Source organism: Salmonella sp. SAL04157, from assembly GCF_046551635.1.
Lineage (GTDB): Bacteria > Pseudomonadota > Gammaproteobacteria > Enterobacterales > Enterobacteriaceae > Salmonella > Salmonella enterica.
The window spans coordinates 338,828-359,505 of record NZ_JBGDVS010000005.1 but is presented as its reverse complement, the minus strand read 5'-3'; the positions used below and the strand labels follow the sequence as shown (position 1 = coordinate 359,505).

Annotated in this window: 20 protein-coding genes; 6 read left to right on the top strand and 14 right to left on the bottom strand. The window is 54.3% G+C overall.

The genetic code is table 11. From position 1 onward, the window contains the following. The first annotated feature begins 249 nt into the window (after nucleotides 1–249). Entirely contained in the window at nucleotides 250–420 is a 171-nt protein-coding gene (locus tag ACLJRE_RS14000) for a YhfL family protein (RefSeq protein WP_000472323.1), read from the top strand. Between the two features lie 144 nt (nucleotides 421–564). On the opposite strand, the gene trpS is transcribed toward ACLJRE_RS14000, so the two are convergent. From trpS to ACLJRE_RS13940, 12 genes are all read right to left on the bottom strand, one after another. After that, nucleotides 565–1,569: a tryptophan--tRNA ligase gene (gene trpS, locus ACLJRE_RS13995; RefSeq protein WP_000165562.1), complete on the bottom strand. Its 1,005-nt coding sequence runs from the start codon at nucleotides 1,567–1,569 to the stop codon at nucleotides 565–567. Further along, nucleotides 1,562–2,320, bottom strand: a complete 759-nt coding sequence (gene gph / locus ACLJRE_RS13990) for a phosphoglycolate phosphatase (protein ID WP_023212569.1) — start codon at nucleotides 2,318–2,320, stop codon at nucleotides 1,562–1,564. Before gph ends, trpS begins: the two co-directional genes overlap by 8 nt. Beyond that, a complete protein-coding gene (rpe, locus tag ACLJRE_RS13985; RefSeq protein ID WP_023212570.1) occupies nucleotides 2,313–2,990 on the bottom strand; it encodes a ribulose-phosphate 3-epimerase in 678 nt (225 codons plus the stop codon). The genes gph and rpe overlap by 8 nt, the downstream gene beginning before the upstream one ends. A gap of 17 nt (nucleotides 2,991–3,007) precedes the next feature. Next, a complete protein-coding gene (dam, locus tag ACLJRE_RS13980) occupies nucleotides 3,008–3,844 on the bottom strand; it encodes an adenine-specific DNA-methyltransferase (RefSeq protein ID WP_000742132.1) in 837 nt (278 codons plus the stop codon). 180 nt (nucleotides 3,845–4,024) lie between these two features. Next, complete coding sequence (damX, locus tag ACLJRE_RS13975; protein WP_000343142.1) at nucleotides 4,025–5,302, bottom strand: cell division protein DamX; 1,278 nt, start codon at nucleotides 5,300–5,302, stop codon at nucleotides 4,025–4,027. 97 nt (nucleotides 5,303–5,399) lie between these two features. Further along, complete coding sequence (gene aroB, locus ACLJRE_RS13970) at nucleotides 5,400–6,488, bottom strand: 3-dehydroquinate synthase (protein ID WP_000439824.1); 1,089 nt, start codon at nucleotides 6,486–6,488, stop codon at nucleotides 5,400–5,402. A gap of 56 nt (nucleotides 6,489–6,544) precedes the next feature. Continuing rightward, nucleotides 6,545–7,066: a shikimate kinase AroK gene (gene aroK / locus ACLJRE_RS13965; RefSeq protein WP_000818621.1), complete on the bottom strand. Its 522-nt coding sequence runs from the start codon at nucleotides 7,064–7,066 to the stop codon at nucleotides 6,545–6,547. Nucleotides 7,067–7,530: 464 nt separating this feature from the next. Beyond that, entirely contained in the window at nucleotides 7,531–8,769 is a 1,239-nt protein-coding gene (gene hofQ / locus ACLJRE_RS13960; RefSeq protein ID WP_000832822.1) for a DNA uptake porin HofQ, read from the bottom strand. Then, the gene (locus ACLJRE_RS13955) at nucleotides 8,684–9,085 is read right to left on the bottom strand and encodes a HofP DNA utilization family protein (RefSeq protein ID WP_000648142.1); all 402 of its coding nucleotides are present in this window, start codon (nucleotides 9,083–9,085) and stop codon (nucleotides 8,684–8,686) included. The genes hofQ and ACLJRE_RS13955 overlap by 86 nt, the downstream gene beginning before the upstream one ends. After that, a complete protein-coding gene (locus ACLJRE_RS13950) occupies nucleotides 9,075–9,548 on the bottom strand; it encodes a hypothetical protein (protein ID WP_023212571.1) in 474 nt (157 codons plus the stop codon). The genes ACLJRE_RS13955 and ACLJRE_RS13950 overlap by 11 nt, the downstream gene beginning before the upstream one ends. Continuing rightward, nucleotides 9,532–10,071, bottom strand: coding sequence for a PilN domain-containing protein (locus ACLJRE_RS13945; protein ID WP_000951385.1), 540 nt, complete (start codon nucleotides 10,069–10,071; stop codon nucleotides 9,532–9,534). Before ACLJRE_RS13945 ends, ACLJRE_RS13950 begins: the two co-directional genes overlap by 17 nt. Beyond that, nucleotides 10,071–10,850 carry a hypothetical protein gene (locus ACLJRE_RS13940; protein ID WP_000874748.1) on the bottom strand — a complete coding sequence of 260 codons (780 nt, stop codon included), beginning with the start codon at nucleotides 10,848–10,850 and terminating at the stop codon, nucleotides 10,071–10,073. Before ACLJRE_RS13940 ends, ACLJRE_RS13945 begins: the two co-directional genes overlap by 1 nt. A 120-nt stretch (nucleotides 10,851–10,970) precedes the next feature. Between ACLJRE_RS13940 and mrcA the strand changes: the two genes are divergently transcribed. Continuing rightward, a complete protein-coding gene (gene mrcA, locus ACLJRE_RS13935) occupies nucleotides 10,971–13,523 on the top strand; it encodes a peptidoglycan glycosyltransferase/peptidoglycan DD-transpeptidase MrcA (RefSeq protein ID WP_000673818.1) in 2,553 nt (850 codons plus the stop codon). A 95-nt stretch (nucleotides 13,524–13,618) separates the two neighbouring features. Here mrcA and nudE read toward each other — a convergent pair whose 3' ends face one another. Further along, nucleotides 13,619–14,182 (bottom strand): ADP compounds hydrolase NudE, encoded by a 564-nt coding sequence (gene nudE, locus ACLJRE_RS13930; RefSeq protein ID WP_023212572.1) that lies wholly within the window; start codon nucleotides 14,180–14,182, stop codon nucleotides 13,619–13,621. Between the two features lie 322 nt (nucleotides 14,183–14,504). Here nudE and igaA point away from each other — a divergent pair, with 322 nt between their 5' ends. The 4 genes from igaA to hslO all read left to right on the top strand — a co-directional run bounded on the left by igaA (nucleotide 14,505) and on the right by hslO (nucleotide 18,685). After that, the gene (gene igaA / locus ACLJRE_RS13925) at nucleotides 14,505–16,637 is read left to right on the top strand and encodes an intracellular growth attenuator protein IgaA (RefSeq protein WP_000104092.1); all 2,133 of its coding nucleotides are present in this window, start codon (nucleotides 14,505–14,507) and stop codon (nucleotides 16,635–16,637) included. A gap of 64 nt (nucleotides 16,638–16,701) precedes the next feature. Further along, nucleotides 16,702–17,370 carry a GMP/IMP nucleotidase gene (yrfG, locus tag ACLJRE_RS13920; protein ID WP_001520508.1) on the top strand — a complete coding sequence of 223 codons (669 nt, stop codon included), beginning with the start codon at nucleotides 16,702–16,704 and terminating at the stop codon, nucleotides 17,368–17,370. Nucleotides 17,371–17,380: 10 nt separating this feature from the next. Beyond that, complete coding sequence (hslR, locus tag ACLJRE_RS13915; RefSeq protein ID WP_000660721.1) at nucleotides 17,381–17,782, top strand: ribosome-associated heat shock protein Hsp15; 402 nt, start codon at nucleotides 17,381–17,383, stop codon at nucleotides 17,780–17,782. A gap of 24 nt (nucleotides 17,783–17,806) precedes the next feature. Continuing rightward, nucleotides 17,807–18,685, top strand: a complete 879-nt coding sequence (hslO, locus tag ACLJRE_RS13910) for an Hsp33 family molecular chaperone HslO (protein WP_023212573.1) — start codon at nucleotides 17,807–17,809, stop codon at nucleotides 18,683–18,685. A gap of 110 nt (nucleotides 18,686–18,795) precedes the next feature. Here hslO and ACLJRE_RS13905 read toward each other — a convergent pair whose 3' ends face one another. Then, the gene (locus tag ACLJRE_RS13905) at nucleotides 18,796–20,505 is read right to left on the bottom strand and encodes a DUF4153 domain-containing protein (RefSeq protein ID WP_023212574.1); all 1,710 of its coding nucleotides are present in this window, start codon (nucleotides 20,503–20,505) and stop codon (nucleotides 18,796–18,798) included. Nucleotides 20,506–20,678 lie beyond the last annotated feature (173 nt).

Genomic DNA, 20,678 nt, shown 5'->3' with positions numbered 1-20,678 from the left:
TAACGAAGTTTGATGCAAATGTCAGATCGTATGCGCCTGTTAGGGCGCGGCTGGTAAGAGAGCCTTACAGGCGCATCTGAAAAACCTCCGGCTATGCCGGAGGATATTTATTAAATCAGATTTCCAGGTAAAGATGAAGTCCTTATTTGGACTACCTGCATGGTTTATTAATTGCTATCGTACTATACGCTAAATAGATCTTATATTTATTCCACCATTAGTGTTCGTTTTATCAACAAGGATTTTGACATGTTCAAATTTGTAAAAATTGCCGTTGTGGCAGGGGTTCTGGCAACGCTCACCGCCTGTACTGGTCATATCGAAAACAAAAAAAACAACTGCAGCTACGATTATTTGCTGCACCCTGCAATTTCTATTTCTAAAATTATTGGTGGTTGCGGCCCGGCTGCCGATCAATAATAGAAACGACTGCGCAGATACAAAAAAACCGGGATTTTCCCGGTTTTTTTACAGGTCTGATAAACGGTACGGCGCAGATGCCTTGTCCAACTTACGCTCGTTTGTAGGCCCGATAAGCTCGCGCCATCGGGCACGCAATAACCGTTACGGTTTCGCCACAAAGCCAATGGCTTCGTAAACGGCTTTCAGCGTTTCGGCCGCACGTGCGCTGGCTTTTTCCGCCCCGTCTTTCATCACCTTCTGCAAGAACGCTTCGTCGTTGCGGAAACGGTGATAGCGCTCCTGCAACTCAGACAACATTCCGGAAACCGCCTCCGCTACTTCGCCTTTCAAATGGCCATACATTTTACCTTCAAACTGTTTTTCCAGTTCAGGAATGCTCTGACCGGTCACGGCGGAAAGAATATCCAGCAGGTTAGAGACACCCGCTTTCTCTTTCACATCATAACGCACTACCGGCGGCTCGTCGGAGTCAGTAACCGCACGTTTGATTTTCTTCACTACCGATTTTGGATCTTCCAGCAGGCCGATCACGTTATTACGGTTATCGTCCGATTTGGACATTTTCTTCGTCGGCTCCAGCAACGACATCACGCGCGCGCCGGATTTTGGAATAAACGGTTCCGGTACTTTGAAAATATCGCCATACAGCCCGTTGAAACGCTGGGCGATATCGCGGCTCAGTTCCAGATGCTGCTTCTGATCTTCGCCTACCGGCACCAGATTGGTTTGGTACAACAGGATGTCTGCCGCCATCAGCACCGGGTAATCAAACAGGCCGGCGTTAATGTTTTCCGCATAGCGCGCAGATTTATCTTTAAACTGCGTCATACGGCTCAGCTCGCCGAAATAGGTATAGCAGTTCAGCGCCCAGCCAAGCTGCGCATGTTCCGGCACATGGGACTGAACGAAAATAGTGCTCTTTTCAGGATCAATACCACATGCCAGGTACAGCGCCAGCGTATCCAGCGTCGCTTTACGTAGCTGCTGCGCGTCCTGACGTACGGTAATAGCATGTTGGTCTACGATGCAGTAGATGCAATGATAGTCATCCTGCATGTTTACCCACTGACGCAATGCCCCCATATAGTTGCCAATGGTCAATTCACCTGAGGGCTGTGCGCCACTAAAAACGATGGGCTTAGTCATTTTTTATTTCCTGGTTATCGCTATGCGGAAGCCCAAGTGCGGGCAAAAGATCGTTAAAACTGTCATAAATGACGTCCGGCTCGCTAAGAGCGATCGCTTCGCCATAATTGTAGCCGTATGTCAGGCCAACCGAAGGGCAGCCCGCCGCTTTTGCAGCCTGAATGTCATTACGCGAATCGCCGACAAAAAGCATCTGCTCCGGCATCATGCCCAGCCGGCTTGCCACCAGCAACAGCGGCTCCGGATGCGGCTTCTTATTTTGCACATCATCGCCGCCGATAACCACACTAAAGTATTTGGCGATATCAAGCGATTCCAGCAACGGCGCGACGAACGGCGTCGGTTTGTTGGTCACCAAACCTAATGACAATCCGCTGGCGTGCAGCGCGCCCAGCGTGTCGGCGACATGCGGAAATAAAAAGGTGCCTTCTTCCGCCACTTCGCCATAATACCTGTCGAACAGTTTACGCAGAATGCGTACCTGTTCCTCGGCAGGAATATCTTCATCAACGAGCGGTTTCCCCATCGTCTTACGCAGCGTGGCGCGCTCCTCGCGAGCCCAGGTCAGCGCGCGTTCCATCAATACGTCTGCGCCGTTACCAATCCAGGTAATCACGCGCTCCTCGCCCGCGACCGGCAGTTCCAGCGCATACAGCGCCATATCCACCGCCGCGGCAAGACCCGGCGCGCTATCCACCAGCGTGCCGTCAAGATCAAAGGCGACGCCCCGAATATTCTGCAACTTATCCATGACTTACCTTTGCCAGCTCACTGCGCATTTCATCAATCACTTTTTTGTAGTCGGGCTTATCGAAAATTGCCGACCCTGCAACAAACATGTCCGCGCCTGCTGCGGCGATCTCGCCGATATTGTTCACCTTCACGCCGCCATCCACTTCCAGGCGAATGTCGTAACCGGACGCATCAATGCGGCGACGCACTTCGCGCAGTTTATCCAGCGTCTGCGGAATAAAAGACTGGCCGCCGAAGCCTGGGTTCACGGACATCAGCAGGATCACATCCAGTTTGTCCATGACGTAATCGAGATAACTGAGCGGCGTTGCCGGGTTGAATACCAGCCCCGCTTTACAGCCGTGCTCTTTAATCAGCTGTAGCGTGCGGTCAACATGTTCGGAGGCTTCCGGGTGAAAGGTAATGATGCTCGCGCCAGCGGCGGCAAAGTCGGGCACGATACGGTCGACTGGCTTGACCATCAGGTGGACATCAATAGGCGCGGTAATACCGTATTGACGCAGGGCTTTCAGCACCATCGGGCCGATAGTCAGGTTCGGCACATAGTGATTATCCATGACGTCAAAGTGTACAACATCAGCACCGGCAGCCAGCGCTTTGGCGGTGTCTTCACCCAGGCGAGCAAAATCAGCCGACAGAATTGAGGGGGCAATCAAATACTGTTTCATCCGCTTCTCCTTGAGAATTATTTTCTTGCAGGCGTGGCGACTCCTGGTTGGTACAGAGCCAGCAGTTCGTCCACCTTTTTACGTGTGCCGCCGTTGCTGCTTATACTGCGTCTAACTTTGACGACATGCAATTTTGCGAGTTGATACCACTCGCGTGTGAGCGCCGTATCATGGTTGGAAATGAGCACCGGTATCCGGTTACTGACCAGATTCTCAGCGATTTCCGCCAGATGCGCTTGTTGCGTCAGGCTAAAACTATTGGTGTGATACGCTGTGAAGTTAGCCGTGGCGGACAACGGCGCATAAGGCGGATCGCAATAGACCACCGACGACTTGTCCGCACGCGCCATACTGTCTGCGTATGACTCACAGTAAAAGAACGCATTCTGCGCTTTTTCTGCAAAGTGGTACAACTCCGCTTCCGGGAAGTAAGGTCTTTTATAACGACCAAACGGTACATTAAATTCCCCGCGCAAGTTATAGCGACAGAGTCCGTTATAACCGTAGCGGTTCAGATATAAAAACAGTACCGCCCGACGAAAGGGGTCCTGGCAGGTGTTGAACTCCTCACGGAGTTGGTAATAGACCTCAGCCTGGTTAGTTTCAGGCATAAACAGCTCGCGCGAAGCCTGTACGTACTCGTCAGTACGTAACTTCACGATGTTATAGAGGCTAATAAGGTCGCTGTTGATATCGGCGAGGATATAACGAGAAAAGTCGGTGTTAAGAAACACCGATCCGGCACCCACAAAAGGTTCGACAAGGCACTCGCCTTTTGGCAAATGTCGTTTGATATCATCAAGCAGAGGGTATTTTCCCCCTGCCCACTTCAAAAAAGCGCGATTTTTTTTCATGCTGACTAACTAATTACACCTTCTCCGGCTGTGGAGAAAGCTCCGACAGCATCCTGCGCTTTAGGCTGTGCCGCGTTGCTTTACGGCGCATTTGGCGATAGCAAATGCGCCCCTCGCGCCTGTCCTGAACAAAAATAGCTGTCAGCGACACTCACAGGCAATTGCAGGACACAGCCTGGATTATTTCAGATCGGCCTGAACCTGATGCAACGGTTTTGCCCACGGGTTTTTCGCCTGCACATCGGCAGGTAAGGTGGACACCGCACGTTTAGCATCTTCTTTCGAAGCATACATCCCCGTTACCAGCACATACCACGGTTGTCCATTACGCGTCGTCTCGTATACCACATAATTTTTCAGGTTCTCTTTCTTCGCCCAACCGTTCAGGTTGTCGTAATTTGAAGAACTACTGAGCTGCAATGTGTAGTGGCTGGATGGCGCGCTCTTTAACGCGCCAACGTTGCCGGCGCTTTTCCCGCCGCCTGCGACAGGCGTCGTGGAGGCTTGCGCTGGTTTCGCGGTTTGTACCGGCGCAGCGCTTGCCGTCGCTGTCGGAGCAGCCGTCGTGGTGGTCGCTTTCGGCGTCGCGGCTGGCGCTGCCGGTTCCGTGCGTTTCACTGGCGCGACCGGTTTCTTCGGTTCCGCAGTCGTGGTTTTCGCCGTGGTCTGCGGTTTCTTAGGTTCAATGACGGCCTGTTTACGTTCCGGACGCGTGGTATGACGCTCGGCAGGTTCGCTAACCGCCGCCTGACGCGTCGTGCTGCCATTGCGAACTGGCGCGACGGTTGCAGGCTCTGTCGGCAACGTAGAGTTCACCGCAACATTGTTCATCTGCTCTGGATTCTGCGTCAGCGCATTATTCAGATCGCCCTGCACTTCCACGCGCTGCTGACCGTCAGCGACCACAGGCGACTGTCCCTGCGTCGGCGTTGAAGAAATCGGCGGCAACGAAATATCCTGCGACGTATTGCCCGCGGTTTGTTCTGCGGAGGTGGCGCCCGGCGCAGGCTGGGTCGCATTCGCCTGATCGGCGGCGTTACCGGAAAGATCGATACTCTTTTCGCCAGAGGCCGACGGCTCGCTGGAAGACGTTGAGGGGGCTTTCAGCGCGGAGCCGATACCGATAATCAATAGCAGCAGCACCAGTACGCCAACGCCCATCATCATGTACTGACGAGAGGCTGGCTTATGGGCCGCTTTTTTACGCTTACGTGGACGGCGTTCAACACGCTCTTCGTCCACCGTATCGTCTTCATCGGATTCGTACTCTTCTTCAACTTCAGGTTCTTCACTACGCGCTTTACGCGTACGCGTCGGACGGCGATCGTCGGCATCCAGATCAACGTCATCAAAGTTGATCTGTGGCTCATTATCGCGTTCTGAAGATTGACGAGAACGACCAGTACGACGATCGCTGGGATCGGGTTTCAGCTCGTCTTCTGGTTTGAATTCATCCATTTAACACCCCACTCAAAGGTTAATGCTTACGACATTGCACATAACCTGAAGCTAAAAGACTGACATCTACGCAATATCAGTCTGACCTTTCTTGTTGTTACGCCTGCTGACAGTCAGCAATCGCGCTAAGAACGACTTCGTGCGACACTCCGCCGCGCACTTCACTTTTCCCTATGGCCAGCGGAAGCACTAAACGCAGCTCCCCCGCTAACACTTTTTTATCTCGCAGCATGTGCGGCAAATAGTCCTGCGCGGACATCTCGCAAGGGCCATTGACTGGCAACCCGGCCCGTTCGAGTAGAGCGATGATGCGCTGCGTATCAGCAGAACTGAACTGCCCCAAACGCTCGGATGCGCGCGCAGCCATCACTATACCTGCGGCAACGGCTTCACCATGTAACCAATTGCCATATCCCATTTCCGCTTCAATGGCGTGGCCAAAGGTATGTCCAAGATTCAGTAAAGCACGTAAGCCCGCTTCACGCTCGTCGGCGGCAACAACTTCGGCTTTCAGCTCGCAACAACGACGAATACAGTACGCCATCGCCGGACCGTCCAGACGCAATAGCGCATCCAGATTACCCTCAAGCCAGGTGAAGAAGTCTGCGTCGAGTATAATGCCGTATTTGATCACCTCTGCCAGTCCCGATGCCAGTTCGCGTGCGGGAAGCGTTTTCAGGCAATCAAGATCGACAACCACAGAAGCGGGTTGGTAAAACGCGCCAATCATGTTTTTGCCAAGGGGATGGTTGACGGCGGTTTTCCCGCCCACGGAAGAATCAACCTGCGACAGTAAGGTAGTTGGCACCTGGATGAAACGAACGCCTCGCTGGTAGCTGGCCGCCGCAAAACCGGTGAGATCGCCAATCACGCCGCCGCCAAGCGCGACCAGCGTGGTATCACGACCATGCGGTTTTTTCAGTAACGCCGTAAACACCGTATCCAGCACCGTCAGGCTCTTATACTGCTCGCCGTCAGGAAGAATCACGCTGTCTACGTTAACGCCCGCCCGTTCGAGTACGCCGCGAACCTTGTCCAGATAAAGCGGCGCCAGGGTTTCGTTGGTCACTAACATGACCTGATCGCCTGATTTCAGCGGCAAGAATGAAGCTGGTTCGTTAAACAAACCAGCCGCGATGGTGATCGGGTAACTACGTTCCCCGAGAGTGACTGTAATCCTCTCCATGACGCGACATCCACCTTAGTTACTTGTGCCCGCTTACCCAGCGTATTCTGCTTGAATTAGTTGCTTTCCAGCATATGAATAATCTGGTTTGCCACAACCTTAGCGCTTTGATCGTCGGTGCGAATGGTGACGTCGGCAATCTCTTCGTACAGCGGATTGCGTTCGTTAGCCAGCGCTTCCAGAACTTCGCGAGGCGGTGCTTCAACCTGCAACAGCGGGCGTTTTTTATCACGCTGCGTGCGCGCCAGTTGTTTTTCGATGGTCGTTTCAAGGTAGACCACGACGCCACGCGCGGAGAGACGGTTACGCGTTTCACGCGATTTTACAGAGCCACCGCCGGTTGCCAGCACAATACCCTGTTTTTCCGTCAATTCGTTGATAACTTTTTCTTCACGATTACGGAAGCCGTCTTCACCTTCAACATCGAAGACCCAGCCCACATCAGCTCCGGTTCGTTTCTCAATCTCTTGATCAGAATCGTAAAATTCCATATTGAGTTGTTGAGCTAACTGGCGCCCAATAGTGCTTTTTCCGGCACCCATAGGCCCAACCAGAAAGATATTGCGTTTCTCTGCCATTTTTTCGGTACTACTAAGACTATTCGTTAATGGTAAACCCGCTTCACAGACACCCAGCGCAGCAGGACATGAACTGAAACCTCATAAGATATTGCGAGAGTCAGACTGAAAATTATCTCAATACTCAAGCGGGTTTGGCAACTGAATAAATCACCAAGCCTGATTGTTGCAAAACCCGAGTTAGCGTTGCCGGATGGCGACCAGAACAACATATCCGGCCTACAAATTGCTCTACTTTCAAACAATTGTGCGCAATCCGCAGAACCAATACGTCTGCATCAGCGGACATTCAGCCGTTTATCATCGGTCTTATGCACACCTTCGGCAAGGCAAAGCGCATTAATCAATGCGTCAGCAACGAAAAGCACGACTCTCAAATCGGTACTCCTTGTATGCTAAATACATCCGCACGTCAAATCCCGCAGATGCGTTCAGTGCAAAAACAGCGCTTTTTTATGCATAAATTATTCTGTCGCCACCAGTCTGGGGGTGATAAACACCACTAATTCGCGTCGCTCGTCCTCTTTGCCGTCATGGCGGAAGAGCTGACCAAGCCAGGGAATATCCCCCAGCAGCGGCACGCTATCGCTACCCGATTTATTTTTTCGCGAAAAAATACCGCCCAGCGCCAGCGTCTCGCCGCTTTTTACCTCTACCTGCGTTTCAATTTCCTGTTTATCTATCGCCAGCACTTCACCATCAGCCTGTTGTAGTACCTGACCGGGGACATTCTGGCTGATATGTAACTTCAGGCGGATGCGCCCTTTTTGCAAAACGGTGGGCGTTACCTCCATTCCCAGCACCGCTTCTTTAAATTCCACGGAGGTCGCGCCGCTTTCGCCGCTGGAAACCTGATAAGGAATTTCGCTGCCTTGCTTGATACTGGCTGGCTGCAGATGCGAAGCCAGCAGCCGGGGGCTGGCGATAATATCCAACTGCTGCTTTTGTTCCAGCGCTGACAGCTCTAAATCCAGCAAGCGTCCGTTAATGCGCCCGATATTAAACCCGACGCGTGAGGTGGCGGCGGCGACGGATAAATCACTGGAAAGCGTCGTCACGTCACCCACCGCGCCCGCTTGCGACGCGTCAGCCAGCGTCCACTTTACGCCCAGTTCCCGTAGACTCTTTTCGTTAATGGTGACGATATGCGCCGCCAGCTCCACCTGCGCCACCGGCAGATCCATTTGCGATACCCATTTTTCCAGCTCCGCCAGGGCCGCGCGGTTATCGCGCAACAGCAGGCGGTTGGTGCGCTTATCTACCATGATGGTTCCCTTCGCGCTCAGGAGTTTCTCGCCCGCTTTCGCCAGTTCGCCGGCATCGGCGTATTGCAGGCTAATGCTGCGGTTTTCCAGCGGTAAATTAGCCTGAAGCCTTAACCGCTCGGCATCCTGCCGCGCACTGTGTTCTTTCTGCCAGGCCTGTGAATGAACATGAAGAATATTCCCCTCCTGACGCAGCACCAACCCCGCGCTATTGACCACCGTCTGTAGCGCCTGTTTCCACGGCACATCCGTCAGATGTAGCGATAATGTCCCGCTGACGTCCGGCGACACCACCAGATTCTGCCGCTCCTGCTCGGCTAAAGTCTGCAAAACCTGCACCACAGGGACGTCGTCAACCACCAGCGTCACTTTCGCCGCTTTTCCCGCCTGTGCGGCGGGCATCAAGACTATCAGTATTATGGCTATCCATCGCTTCATTGCCCGCTCCCTGACGTAGCCACCGCCACTGCGGCGGCGCACAATTTTTACCGGTCGTTAACGTTAAGGCTTCCGCCGTCAGGCGGACAATCGTCCAACCGTTTTCCAGCGTCTGCCCTTCTTCCACTCGCCGCCATTTTTGCTGGCTATCTTTAAGAATGCCTGTCCATCGCTCGCCTTTACGTACCGCGCCCTGATATCGCCACTGCGAGAGTTCCGCTATCCGGCAGCGATCTTCCGGCGGGCGGAAGGGATCGCGCATTCCTGTCAACGTCAGCAAACAAAAACAGAGCAATACACTACGGCTAGCCTTCATTCGCCAGGCGCTCCAGTTGCAGCGTTATCAATAATTCCGCCCCCTCTCTACGCAATGAAAACCGACTTACGCTCATCTCGCTTTCGGCCAACCGGACAAACAGTGACGGCACCGCATCCCAGGACGTTTTCAGCGCCATTTCTCCCCCCTGCGCCGATGGCTGCCAGTGCAGCAAACGCAGGGGAGGAGCCTGGAAATCTAACGGCGAAAAAGGACGCAGATTTTCAACGGTGCGCCCGAAAAGCGGTTCAGCCGCGACGCTCAGACGGCGCAGATGACGCCACTGTTGTCGGGCGGCCTCGCGCTGCTGGCTTAACCGCGTTTGTTGCGTATCCAGCGTTTTCCAGCCGGGATAGCCCACAGATAACGCGACCGTCAGCGTCAGGCACAGCACGCCTGCACACCAACAAAAAACCCGACCACGGCGCGACATCCCGTACCAGATATCAAAGAGCGCGTTCACGGGCGGCGCTCCTCGTTAACTGATAATGGAACTGCCAGCGCCCTTGCGCATCCTGCCGCGTGGCGCCCGTGCGGTTTAGCGGAAAACTGACATAGTGACGAAGCGATGTCTCAAGCGTGAGCAGGGCGTCAAACGTTCTCGCCAGCCCTTCCAGCTCTAGCGTCTCTTGCTGATAATTGAGGCTTGTCAGCCATGCCTGCTCTGGCAACAGGTTGGCAAGGTCAATCAAGATAGATTGCCAGGCTTGCGTCAGTTCACGCTGCGCCTGACGTTGTAATCGCGCCTGTTGCTGCCGCTGACGCTGCTGCAACTGCGGTATGTTCGCCGCAAGCGCCGTCGTGCGTCCGTTTTCCGCCGTCAGTAGCAGTTCATTAATCCTCCCCTCCTGCCAAAAAACCAACCGGGCGATCGTCGCGAGGCTTGCTATCAGCAGCAGGGACGCGCCCCATACCACGCACCAAAGCCGCAGACGCGCTACGTAATGTTGGCGCCGCCAGGGGAGCAAATTGACAGAATGCGCCATCAGCGTATCTCCCCCATGGCTAAACCCAGCGCAATCGCAAAGCGATAACCGTCCGGCGGAACCGGCGGTTGGCGGACGGTAACGGCGCGCCAGGGGTCGAATTCGCCTTCGGCGCATAATGAAATATGTTCCGGCACGACGGACAATGTTGCGGCAAGGTCATGCAGCGTCGTCGCCTCGCGCGCCGATTTACGCCCCCACGCATAGCGCGTCGCCCACAGCCACTGGCTCTCATCGCGCCAGACCAGACATTGCCGCCCCGAAGGTATAAACGGCAGCAAGCGCTGTAACGCGCAGGCATCGGGCGTTACAGCAGCGATGCGCACATTGAGCGTTTGCGCCAGCGTTAACAGCTCTGAAATTTCTTTGCTTTGCACGGCGGTAACGTTGAACGCGGGGCTTAGCGCATCGTCCTGAAAGTCGAAACGCAATAAGTCCGGATCCATATCCAGCTCACGCGCCATCGTTTGTGAAAGCCATGCGACTTGCTCACGTTCCCGCAGACGCATCGGCGGATGTGGAAAAGCGCGTTGCAATGTCCGATTTGCGGGAAAAGAGAGATAAATACGGTGACGTAGCGGCAGCTCGCGGCTCCAGGGTCGCAGTACGTGAGCCAGCGATTGCGGGTCAGGAATCGTACCCTCTGCCGTGGAGGCGTTCATCAGCGGCAGTCGCCACCAACGTTGCAGAGACCAGCCCGATGCGCCGCGAATAACGGCGATGGCCAACGCTTCATGCTGCTGAATATGCAATCCTATTTGCCAGGTTTTAAAAGCCATAACGGTCGATCTCCTTATCACCCGTCGCGTTAACGGGTATATCAATGCGTCTGGCTTGCCTTTATACTACCGCGCGTTTGTTTATAAACTGCCCAAATGACACTAAATGGGAAATCTCCAGTGAAGTTCGTAAAGTATTTATTGATCCTTGCAGTATGTTGCATCCTGCTGGGAGCAGGCTCGATTTATGGCCTTTATCGCTATATTGAGCCGCAGCTACCTGACGTCGCGACATTGAAAGATGTGCGTTTGCAAATTCCGATGCAGGTTTACAGCGCGGATGGCGAACTTATCGCGCAATATGGCGAAAAACGTCGTATTCCCGTTACGCTCGATCAAATTCCGCCGGAAATGATCAACGCCTTTATCGCCACCGAAGATAGCCGCTTTTATGAGCATCACGGCATTGACCCGGTAGGTATTTTCCGTGCGGCCAGCGTCGCGCTCTTCTCCGGTCACGCATCGCAGGGAGCAAGTACCATTACCCAGCAACTGGCGCGAAACTTCTTCCTTAGCCCCGAACGCACGCTGATGCGCAAGATCAAGGAAGCGTTTCTGGCGATTCGTATTGAGCAGTTGCTGAATAAAAATGAGATCCTCGAACTCTATCTGAACAAGATCTATCTCGGCTACCGCGCCTATGGCGTTGGCGCGGCGGCACAGGTCTACTTTGGTAAGACGGTCGACCAGCTTAGCCTAAGCGAAATGGCGGTTATCGCCGGGCTACCTAAAGCGCCTTCTACCTTTAACCCGCTCTACTCGATGGATCGGGCGATAGCGCGCCGTAACGTAGTGCTTTCGCGAATGTTAAGCGAGGGATATATCACTCAGGCGCAGTACAATCAGGCCCGTAGCGAACCTATCGACGCAAATTATCACGCGCCGGAAATCGCCTTCTCCGCGCCTTATCTGTCGGAAATGGTGCGCCAGGAAATGTATAACCGTTATGGCGAAAGCGCCTATGAAGATGGTTATCGTATTTACACGACCATCACCCGCAAAGTGCAGCAGGCCGCGCAACAGGCGGTGCGTAATAACGTGCTGGACTATGACATGCGCCACGGTTATCGCGGCCCGGCGAATGTGCTATGGAAAGTGGGCGAAACGGCGTGGGACAGTAAAAAAATTACCGATACGTTGAAAGCGTTGCCGACCTACGGACCGCTGCTTCCCGCCGTGGTCACCAGCGCTAATCCGCAAGAGGCGACCGCTGCGCTTGCCGACGGTACGTCCGTTTCGCTACGTATGGAAGGAATGCGTTGGGCGCGGCCTTACCGCTCGGATACACAGCAGGGGCCGACGCCGCGTAAAGTTACCGATGTCGTCCAGACAGGTCAGCAAATCTGGGTTCGTCAGGTGGATAACGACTGGTGGCTGGCGCAGGTACCGGAAGTGAACTCCGCGCTGGTTTCGCTTAACCCGCAAACTGGCGCGGTACTGGCGCTGGTCGGCGGTTTCGATTTTAATCAGAGTAAATTTAACCGCGCGACGCAAGCTTTGCGTCAGGTGGGGTCGAACATCAAACCGTTCCTCTACACCGCCGCAATGGATAAAGGGCTGACGCTTGCCAGTATGCTCAACGATGTGCCGATTTCCCGCTGGGACGCCGGGGCAGGTTCAGACTGGCGTCCGAAAAACTCCCCGCCGCAGTACGCCGGACCGATTCGTTTACGCCAGGGGCTGGGGCAGTCGAAAAACGTGGTGATGGTACGCGCCATGCGCGCCATGGGCGTCGACTATGCGGCGGAATATCTGCAACGCTTCGGCTTCCCGGCGCAGAATATCGTGCATACCGAATCGCTGGCGCTGGGCTCCGCCTCCTTCACGCCGATGCAGGTTGCGCGCGGTTATGCGGTGATGGCGAACGGCGGTTTCCTGATCGACCCGTATTTCATCAGCAAGATTGAGAACGATCAGGGCGGCGTGATCTTCGAAGCGAAACCGAAAATCGCCTGCCCGGAGTGCGATATCCCGGTCATTTACGGCAATACGCAGAAATCCGACGTGCTGGAAAACACCAATGTGGAAGAGGTCGCGGTTTCGCAAGAGCAGCAAAACAGCGCCGTACCGATGCCTGAGCTGGAACAGGCAAACCAGGCGCTGGTCGCGCAAAACGGCACGCAGGAGTACGCGCCGCATGTGATCAATACGCCGCTGGCGTTTCTGATCAAAAGCGCGCTGAACACCAATATCTTCGGCGAACCCGGCTGGATGGGTACCGGCTGGCGTGCGGCGCGCGACCTTAAACGTCGCGATATCGGCGGCAAAACCGGTACGACCAACAGCTCGAAAGACGCATGGTTCTCCGGCTATGGTCCTGGCGTCGTCACTTCCGTATGGATCGGCTTTGACGATCACCGCCGTGATTTAGGCCGCACTACCGCTTCCGGCGCGATCAAAGATCAAATCTCCGGCTATGAGGGCGGCGCGAAGAGCGCGCAACCTGCATGGGACGCCTATATGAAAGCCGTGCTGGAAGGCGTGCCGGAACAGCCGCTAACGCCGCCGCCGGGCATCGTCACGGTGAATATCGACCGCAGTACCGGACAACTGGCGAGCGGCGGTAACAGCCGTGAAGAGTATTTCATCGAAGGCACGCAGCCGACACAACAGGCGGTACACGAGGTGGGAACCACCATTATTGATAATGGTGAAACACACGAACTGTTCTGATCAAAAAAGGCGCTCCGGCGCCTTTTTTATTGTGTTTAGCGGATGACGGCGAACGGGGAGACGAACTTTCCGTTGGCTTGATCAACGCCGCGCCATCAGGCAATTCGGCCCTGCGCTTTCAACCACTCGCGTACCAGAAACAGCGCGCTGACGTTGCGGGCCTCGTTAAAATCGGGGTCTTCCAGCAGATCCATTAAATGCGCCAGCGGCCAGCGTACCTGCGGCAATGGCTCAGGCTCGTCGCCTTCCAGCGACTCCGGATAGAGAGCTTCCGCCACCACGATATTCATTTTGCTGGAAAAATAAGAGGGCGCCATGCTGAGTTTTTTTAAGAAGGTCAGGTTATGCGCGCCAAACCCGACCTCTTCTTTGAGCTCCCGGTTCGCCGCTTCAAAAACGGTCTCGCCCGGGTCGATCAATCCTTTCGAGAAGCCCAGCTCATAGGATTCGGTTCCCACCGCATACTCACGAATAAGAATCAGATGCTCATCAACGATCGGCACAATCATTACCGCCTCACGGGTTGATGGTCGCATACGTTCATACACGCGACGCACGCCGTTGCTGAACTCCAGATCCACGCTTTCTACGTTAAACAGTCGGGATTGTGCGACGGTTTCCACTTTCAGAATGGTGGGTTTTTGTAATGATTTGCTCATTGTGAGAATCTTTGCAGTGTAATCTGTGGTCATTGTGCGACATACCGCACGGTTTCGGCAATGCGAATTGCCGTTTATTTACATTTATGTAACGTAATAAAAATTAATTCTTATTTCAAATTAAAAGTCAATAGGTTGAAATAACTCCAGGAATTTGCTGATATTCCGTTTTTGGTGGTATTGCTATGATTTGCCTTCACTGGGATGCGCTTTACAATGCTCAAGTTCAACTCCACGCTTGCCGATAGCCAACCACAGAAAAATGTTTATTGGACAGGGTGCGACTGACCACGCCTAACAGACTTAGTAAGATGGGGAAAGCATGAGCACCATTCTGATTTTTATAGCTGCTTTGCTGGCCTGCTCTCTACTGGCAATATGGCGGTTCCGGGTAAAGTCCAGACGAGGAAGTTTACCGTGGATCAGCGCCTTTCAGGACGCGCAAACGCGTAAACTGTTGCCCGAAGAGCGCAGCGCGGTAGAAAACTATCTCGATAACCTTAGCCAGATCCAGCAAGTTCCGGGGCCGACAGGTGCCAGTGCTGCGCCCATCTCGCTGACGCTGAACGCGGAAAGCAACAGTGTCGTGATACTGACCCACTCCATCACCCGCTACGGCATTACCACTGACGATCCTAATAAATGGCGCTACTACCTCGACTCCGTCGAAGTCCATCTGCCGCCTTTCTGGGAACAGTACATCAATGATGAAAACAACGTTGAGCTGATCCTCACGGATACGCTGCCGCTGGTGATCTCTTTAAACGGCCATACGCTGCAAGAGTATATGCAGGAGTCGCGCGGCTACGCGCTACAGAATACGGCCTCTACGCAGGCGTCGATTCGCGGCGAAGAGAGCGAGCAGATTGAGCTGTTGAATATCCGTCAGGAGACCCACGAAGAATATGCGCTCAGCCGCCCGGCTGGCTTGCGCGAAGCGTTGTTAATCGTCGCCTCCTTTTTGTTATTCTTTTTCTGTCTGATAACGCCAGACGTTTTTGTACCGTGGATGATAGGCGGCGCGATCCTGCTGCTGGCAGCCGGACTTTGGGGGCTTTTTGCGCCGCCGTCGAAAAGCGCGCTGCGGGAAATTCACTGTCTGCGGGGAACGCCCCGCCGCTGGGGACTGTTTGGGGAGAATAATCAGGAGCAGATTAACAATATCTCCCTGGGCATCATCGACCTTATTTACCCTGCCCACTGGCAACCCTACATTACGCAGGATCTTGGGCAACAAACGGATATTGATATTTACCTTGATCGCCATGTCGCCCGCCAGGGCCGGTTTTTATCCCTGCATGATGAAGTGAAAAACTTTCCGTTGCAGCACTGGTTACGCAGCACTGTTATTGCTATCGGTTCGCTGCTGGTGTTGTTTATGCTGCTGTTCTGGATCCCGCTGGATATGCCAATTAAGTTCACGCTATCGTGGATGAAAGGCGCGCAAACCATTGAAGCGACAACGGTAAAACAGCTTGAAAAAGCTGGCGTGCGGGTGGGCGATACGCTGCACCTGAGCGGTAAAGGAATGTGTAATATTCATTCCGGCGCGACCTGGAGCGGGCAGTCTAACTCACCGTTTATGCCGTTCGATTGCTCGCAAATCATCTGGAATGACGCGCCTGCGCTACCGCTGCCGGAATCAGACCTGGTGAATAAAGCGATGGCGCTAAGCCAGGCGGTAAATCGTCAGCTCCATCCCAAACCCGAAGACGACTCGCGCGTCAGCGCATCTTTACGCTCCGCGATCCAAAAATCGGGCATGGTATTATTAGATGACTTTGGCGATATTGTTCTGAAAACCGCTGATTTGTGCGCGGCGGAAGACGAGTGCGTGCGCCTGAAAAATGCGCTGGTTAATCTCGGTAACAGTAAGGACTGGAACGCGCTGGTGAAACGCGCGAACGCCGGCAAACTGGACGGCGTCAACGTACTGCTACGCCCCGTAAGCGCAGAGTCGCTGGAAAATCTGGTCACGACCTCAACGGCGCCGTTTATTTCTCGCGAGACCGCGCGTGCCGCCCAGTCGCTGAATAGCCCCGCTCCCGGCGGATTCCTGATCGCCAGCGATGAAGGCAGCGAACTGGTTGATCAGGCCTGGCCGTCAACGCCGCTGTATGACTATCCCGCGCAGGAACAGTGGAGCGCCTTCCAGCGTCTGGCGCAAACGCTCATGCAGACGCCATTTAGCGCCGAGGGCATTGTCACCAGCGTGTATACCGATGCCAACGGCACGCAGCATATCAGCCTGCATCGTATCCCCGATAAATCCGGCTGGTGGCGTTACCTCGGTACCACGCTGCTGATGCTGGCAATGATAGTGAGCGCGGTCTACAACGGCATTCAGGCGTTCAGACGTTATCAACGCCACCGTACCCGTATGGCGGACATCCAGGAATACTATGAAAGCTGCCTCAATCCCAGGTTAACCGTCTCTCCGGAAAATCTCATCTGATAGCGCCGCCGTGCGACAGGGTATGCTACCCTGTCGCGCAAATTGCGTTACCCTGGAGTTCCCCATGCATATTGATATTGACTGGCAAAACGTGGATACCGTTTTGCTGGATATGGACGGCACGCTGCTCGATCTCGCGTTCGATAACTATTTCTGGCAAAAGCTGGTACCGGAAACCTACGGCGCGCAGCAGGGTATTTCGCCGCAGGACGCGCAGGAATATATTCGCCAGCAGTATCATGCCGTACAGCATACGCTAAACTGGTACTGTCTGGATTACTGGAGCGAGCGTCTGGGTCTGGATATTTGCGCTATGACGACGGCGCAAGGGCCGCGCGCCGTTTTGCGCGACGATACCGTACCGTTTCTGAATGCGTTAAAAGCCAGCGGAAAACGTCGGATTCTGCTCACCAATGCGCATCCACATAACCTAGCGGTGAAGCTGGAGCATACCGGTCTGGCCTCACACCTTGATTTATTACTTTCCACCCACACATTTGGTTATCCCAAAGAGGATCAGCGGTTATGGCGCGCTGTCACTGAGGAAACGGGAATAAGCGCAGAGAAAACGCTGTTTATCGATGACAGCGAACCGATTCTCGACGCCGCCGCCCGGTTTGGTATTCGCTACTGTCTTGGCGTGACGAATCCTGATTCCGGCCTGGCGGAAAAGCACTATACGCGCCATCCGTCTCTGAACGACTACCGCCGTCTGATCCCCTCGCTGATGTGAAGGAGACGCCATGAAAGAAAAGTCCTCCGTTGAGGTCAGACTGGATAAATGGCTGTGGGCCGCGCGTTTTTATAAAACCCGCGCGCTGGCCCGCGAGATGATTGAAGGCGGTAAGGTGCATTACAACGGCCAGCGCAGTAAGCCGAGCAAAATCGTCGAGCTGAACGCTACCCTTACCCTGCGTCAGGGAAATGACGAACGGACGGTGATCGTTAAAGCCATCACCGAACAGCGCCGTCCGGCCAGCGAAGCCGTCGCTCTGTATGAAGAGACGGCGGAAAGCGTGGAAAAACGCGAAAAAATGGCGCAGGCGCGCAAGCTTAACGCCCTGACCATGCCGCATCCGGACAGGCGACCGGACAAGAAAGAGCGCCGCGACCTGTTACGATTTAAACACGGCGACAGCGAATAACTGTCACCCGCAAGAGAGATGATTATGCCGCAACATGACCAATTACATCGTTATCTGTTTGAAAACTTTGCCGTTCGCGGCGAGCTGGTGACCGTTTCGGAAACCTTGCAACAGATCCTCGACAATCATACCTACCCGCAGCCGGTGAAAACCGTACTGGCCGAACTGCTGGTCGCCACTAGCCTGCTGACCGCAACGCTGAAGTTTGCCGGTGACATTACGGTACAGCTCCAGGGCGACGGGCCGTTAAGCCTGGCGGTGATCAATGGCAATAATCAGCAGCAGATGCGCGGCGTGGCTCGCGTTCAGGGCGACATCCCTGACAATGCGGATCTCAAAACGCTGGTTGGCAACGGCTATCTGGTGATCACCATTACGCCGGAAGAGGGTGAGCGCTATCAGGGCGTGGTGGGTCTGGAAGGCGATACTCTGGCGGCGTGCCTGGAAGATTACTTCCTGCGCTCCGAGCAGTTGCCGACGCGCCTGTTTATCCGTACCGGCGATGTCGACGGTAAACCGGCGGCAGGTGGAATGTTGCTTCAGGTGATGCCGGCACAGAATGCGCAGGCGGAAGATTTCGACCATCTGGCTATGTTGACGGAAACCATTAAAAGCGAAGAGCTGCTGACGTTACCGGCAAATGACGTGCTGTGGCGTTTGTATCACGAAGAAGAAGTCACGCTCTACGATCCGCAAGATGTTGAATTCAAATGCACCTGTTCACGCGAACGTTGCGCGGGCGCGCTGAAAACATTGCCGAATGAAGAAGTGGACAGCATTCTGGCGGAAGAAGGCGAAATCGATATGCACTGCGATTACTGCGGCAATCATTATCTGTTCAATGCGATGGATATCGCGGAGATCCGTAACAACGCCTCTCCTGCCGATCCACAGGTTCACTAATCGCCTCGTAGTCAGCAACGTCATTGCCTGATGGCGCTGCGCTTATCTGGCCTACAGCATCCCGCTCCGTAGGCCGGATAAGGCATTTATACCGCCATCCGGCAAAAAGCTTACTCGTTGTAGTAATCCACATCCAACCGCTGACCATCAACAATGATATCGCGCCAGGTTTTGGGGGCTGAGTCTAACTGATGCCCGGCAATCGCGTGCAACAGTTGCGTCTTAGAAAACCCGTCCGGCAATCGGGCGAACGCTTTCTGCGTCCATTTCCCCTCTTTTAAGCCGTAGACCTGGCTCTCGGCAACAATAAAGTTATACAGCACCTGCTCAGGCTGACCGTCGCCGTTAAGATCCTGACTCACCAGCACGCAGGCATCCGGTTCAAGGCAGGAAACGCCCGAATAACTCTGCTCTTTGACAAACGCCCAAAATGCGGCATCCGGCTTCTGGCTACCGGGCGCAATCATCACCACCCGCGCTAAATCGTCCGCCGTCGGAGAGACCTTATTTCTCTGCAAAAACGTCATCAGTTCACGATTGCGCTTTCTGTTCTGCGTAAACGCCTCGTCATCCCGCAACGATTTCAGCGCTTCCTGGCCTGGTTTGCCGCTGTGATCCAGCATATACAGACTGATCTGATCCGCAGTAATTTTACCGCTATGGTAACGCGCCATATGGCTGTTGACGCTAATACGCCAGACATCAAGTACAGGCGAGGCCAGCAGCAGCAATATCACCAGCGTCAACAAAGAGACGCTCAGTATCACCTTGCCTTGCCACTCACCAGGGTCGCGTCCGCGGCGTAACAGACCGATCAGATAACCGAAGGACCATACCAGCAAGACAGACACCGTCAGCGCGCCATACAGACGATCCGGCGTCCAGCCGTATTGCTGAATGCGTACCCATAACGCCCAGCCCGCCAGCAGCATATATATCGGGGCAACGCACAGCGAGGCGCTAATCATGCCGCGTAGTACGCGCGGATAGGGTAATACGCGCTTTTGCGGTTCGTTGACAATCGCCACGAGGAGCAGCAGCATCAGCGTCAGCGTGGATAGCAGCCCCGCAGCGGAAACACGCGCAGAAATCGCCTCCAGTCCGGTAAAGGGTAACGTCACAATAAACAGCAATGCCAGCAGCGACACCACTGGCAGTAAACCCGTCGCGATCAGCGTCAGCAGCTTTTGCACCGCCGCCACAAGGCGCGACTGCGTGCGGGCGAGAATGACCGCCAGCGCCGTAATCAGGCCGATGGTCACATAAATAAAGGCTTCAGTTTCAAAGAAAAGGGTGCTGAAAAAGCGGATGCCCACCAGCCTGAATAGCGCGCTCCAGAGCAGAAGCACCAGCCAGAACAGTCCGTTGGCGACCAGGACGATAAACAATGTCAGTACGTTATGCCATAACCGCAGATAAAACTGGGGATAACGCGCCGAACCGGTTTGCGAATGTAGCTGATATTGCATCCAGGGCAATACCAGCATCGCCATCAACACAAGCCGGAGACCATACAGCCAGAGGAGCTCAGCCAGGCGCCATTTCTCCACCGCCTCAACCTGCCATTTCAGCCAGCCGCTCATTGCCAGCACGACCACAAAGATCAGCCCCAGCCAGCCCCACAGCGCGCGCTGTTTAAAAGAGACCACGGTAAGCAATAGCATTGACGACAACGCTATCGTCGCAGGCATACCATAGAACAGCCAGTCGCTATTTTGTGGTACCAGCCAGGCCATCAGCAGGTAGCACAAGACGCCCTGCAGCAAACCGGTGAGCAACATACCCCAGCGAGTAGTACGTGAAAGCGCTACACTTTCCATGTCGTTATCCAGAATGATGAGAAAGTCGCATTATTGCATCATCTGTTCACCGCCAGGCGTCGTCATGCATAATTCAGAAAAAAACGCAGAGAGGTGAATCGATATTGTTAATGTTGGTGTTACGTAACTTTCTTACATGAATGCGATTACAGTCACATTATGTCGGTCAAAAA